Genomic DNA, 3551 nt, shown 5'->3' with positions numbered 1-3551 from the left:
GACCTCGACCTGCTGCGCCCGATCTACGCCCAGACCGCCGCCTACGGCCACTTCGGCCGCGAGCTGCCCGACTTCACCTGGGAGCGCACCGACCGGGCCGAGGCGCTCAAGGCCGCCGCCGCCCGCTGAGCGGTGCGCACGCCCGGCCTGCACTCCCGCCCGTGCACGCGGCCCGTGCACACGTCGTCCGTGCGCATGCGGCCCGTGCGTACGGGGCCCGTGCGTACCGCGGGCCCGTGCGCAGTCGGCCCGGTGCGCAGGCGGTCCGTGCGTGCGCAGGCCGGCGAGTACGTGGTTCCCCGCGTGCACAGCCCCTGCGTACGCACACCGGTTCCGTACGTGGAACCGGTGAGTACGTAGATCCACTGAACCGCCCGCAGGTACCTCTGCACCTCCCGAGACATCCCCGCACACCCCGCCCCCGCCCCGGCACCGGCCCGGCCCGGCCCGGCCCGAGAAGACAAGTCCGCAGGAGACCCCAGTGCGCATAGCGGTGACAGGATCCGTCGCCACGGATCACCTCATGGCCTTTCCGGGCCGGTTCGTCGACCAGCTGCTCCCCGACCAGCTGGCACACCTCTCGCTGTCCTTCCTCGTCGACACCCTGGAGGTACGGCGCGGAGGCGTGGCGGCCAACATCGCCTACGGGCTCGGGTCGCTGGGTCTCAGCCCCCTGCTCGCCGGGGCGGTCGGCCCCGACTTCGCCGACTACGAGGTCTGGCTCAAGGAGCACGGCGTGGACACCGGTGGTGTCCACGTCTCCGGGGCCCACCAGACCGCCCGCTTCATGTGCATGACCGACCAGGACGCCAACCAGATCGCCTCGTTCTACGCCGGAGCCATGGCGGAGGCATCGGCCATCGACCTGTGCGAACTTGCCGTCCGCTGCGGCCCGTTGGACCTGGTGCTCATTTCGCCCAACGACCCCGACGCGATGCTCCGGCACACCGGGCAGTGCCGGGAGCTGGGCATCCCCTTCGCCGCCGACCCCTCCCAGCAGCTCGCGCGGCTCGACGGGCAGGAGGTGCGCTCCCTGGTCGAGGGGGCGCGCTGGCTGTTCACCAACGAGTACGAGTCCGCCCTGCTGCGCGAGCGCACCGGGTGGAGCACCGAGGAGGTGCTCGCCCGGGTCGGCACCTGGGTGACCACCCTCGGCGCCCGGGGCGTGCGCATCGACCGGCAGGACGGCGCAGAAACCACCACGGTCACCGTCGGTGCCGTCCCCGACGTCCCCGCCGAGGACCCGACCGGGGTCGGCGACGCCTTCCGCGCAGGATTCCTCGCCGCGGTGAGCAGGGGAGCGGCTCTGGAGCCGGCTGCCCGGCTGGGCTGCGCGATGGCCGCCCTGGCGCTCCGGGCGGTGGGCTCCCAGTCGTACGAAGCCGGGCCCGACGTGCTCCTGGCCACCGTCGAAGCGGCCTACGGACCCGGTGCGGCACAGCAGCTGGCACCCGTACTGGACCTCCAGGGAGACCGGTCGTGAGCGACACCGACAGCCGTACCGCCGACACCCACAGCCGTACCGCCGACTCCAGCACCGGCTCCACCACCGGCTCCACCGACAGCCAGGCAGCCGCCCGGGCCCGCGCCGGAGCCCTGCGCGAGGCGTTCGCCACCCGGGTGGTCGTCGCCGACGGGGCCATGGGGACGATGCTCCAGGCACAGGACCCCACCCTGGAGGACTTCCAGCAGCTGGAGGGCTGCAACGAGATCCTCAACGTCACCCGCCCCGACATCGTCCGCAACGTTCACCAGGAGTACTTCGCGGCGGGCGTGGACTGCGTCGAGACCAACACCTTCGGCACCAACCACGCCGCCCTCGCCGAGTACGAGATCGTCGAGCGGAACTTCGAGCTGGCCGAGGCAGGGGCCCGGATCGCCCGCGGGGCCGCCGACGACTTCACCGCCGGGGACGGCCGGCAGCGCTGGGTGCTCGGCTCCATGGGCCCGGGCACCAAGCTGCCCACGCTCGGGCACATCGACTACGCGACCCTCCGCGACGCGTACCAGATCAACGCGGAGGGCCTGCTCACCGGCGGTGCCGACGCGCTCCTCGTCGAGACCACCCAGGACCTCCTGCAGACCAAGTCCTCCCTCGTCGGTGCCCGCAGGGCCATGGAAGCACTGGGCCTGACGGTCCCGCTCATCTGCTCGGTGACGGTCGAGACGACGGGCACCATGCTCCTGGGGTCCGAGATCGGCGCGGCGCTGACCTCGCTGGAGCCCCTCGGCATCGACATGATCGGGCTGAACTGCGCGACCGGCCCCGCCGAGATGACCGAGCACCTGCGCCACCTGGCCCGGCACGCCCGGATCCAGCTGTCCTGCATGCCGAACGCCGGGCTGCCCGTCCTCACCAAGGACGGCGCGCACTACCCGCTGTCGCCCGCCGAGCTGGCGGACGCACAGGAGAACTTCGTGCGCGAGTACGGTCTCTCACTGGTCGGCGGCTGCTGCGGTACGACACCGGAACACCTGCGCCAAGTCGTGGCGCGCGTAAGGGAGTTGATGCCCTCGAAGCGGGAGCCGCGGCCGGAGGCCGGGGCGTCCTCGCTGTACCAGGCGGTGCAGTTCCGCCAGGACACCGCGTACATGGCCATCGGCGAGCGGACGAACGCCAACGGGTCGAAGAAGTTCCGCGAGGCCATGCTGGAGGCCCGCTGGGACGACTGCGTGGAGATGGTCCGCGACCAGATCCGTGAGGGCGCCCACATGGTCGACCTCTGTGTGGACTACGTGGGCCGCGACGGCGTCGCCGACATGGCGGAGCTGGCCGGCCGCTTCGCCACCGCCTCCACCCTGCCCCTCGTCCTTGACTCCACCGAACTGCCGGTCCTGCAAGCGGGGCTGGAGAAGCTGGGCGGGCGCGCGGTCATCAACTCGGTGAACTACGAGGACGGCGACGGGCCCGAGTCCCGCTTCGCCAAGGTGACCGCTCTCGCCAGGGAGCACGGCGCCGCGCTCATCGCGCTGACCATCGACGAGGAGGGCCAGGCCCGTACCGTCGAGCACAAGGTCGCCATCGCCGAGCGCCTCATCGCCGACCTGACCGGCAACTGGGGGGTCCACGAGTCGGACATCCTCATCGACACCCTCACCTTCACCATCTGCACCGGCCAGGAGGAGTCCCGGGGCGACGGCATCGCCACCATCGAGTCGATCCGCGAGCTCAAGAAGCGCCACCCCGACGTGCAGACCACGCTCGGCCTGTCCAACATCTCCTTCGGCCTCAACCCCGCCGCCCGGGTGCTGTTGAACTCGGTCTTCCTCCACGAGTGCGTGAAGGCGGGGCTGGACTCCGCCATCGTGCACGCGTCGAAGATCCTGCCGATCGCACGCTTCGAGGAGGAGCAGGTCCGTACGGCCTTGGACCTGATCTACGACCGGCGCGCGGAGGGCTACGACCCGCTCCAGAAGCTGATGGCCCTCTTCGAGGGCGTCAACACCAAGTCGCTCAAGGCGGGCCGCGCCGAGGAGCTGATGGCCCTTCCGCTCGACGAGCGCCTCCAGCGCCGCATCATCGACGGCGAGAAGAACGGCCTGGAGGCCGA

The 3551-nt window shown here is 71.4% G+C and carries 3 protein-coding genes; all 3 read left to right on the top strand.

Annotation, left to right across the window (positions count from 1 at the left end; translation table 11 throughout):
- Positions 1–129 (top strand): methionine adenosyltransferase domain-containing protein (locus ACFWVV_RS37670; RefSeq protein ID WP_384359126.1); only part of this gene is annotated, 129 nt, incomplete at its 5' end.
- Positions 130–481: 352 nt separating this feature from the next.
- Positions 482–1483 carry a carbohydrate kinase family protein gene (locus ACFWVV_RS37665; protein ID WP_384359124.1) on the top strand — a complete coding sequence of 334 codons (1002 nt, stop codon included), beginning with the start codon at positions 482–484 and terminating at the stop codon, positions 1481–1483.
- 113 nt (positions 1484–1596) lie between these two features.
- Positions 1597–3551: homocysteine S-methyltransferase family protein (locus tag ACFWVV_RS37660; RefSeq protein WP_384359128.1), on the top strand; the 1955-nt coding region annotated here is incomplete at its 3' end.

Origin of the sequence: Streptomyces sp. NPDC058663, assembly GCF_042716745.1 — a bacterium.
In the GTDB taxonomy this organism is placed as follows: Bacteria; Actinomycetota; Actinomycetes; order Streptomycetales; family Streptomycetaceae; genus Streptomyces.
The sequence above is the reverse complement of the archived record's forward strand: the minus strand, read 5'-3'. Positions and strand labels throughout refer to the sequence as shown.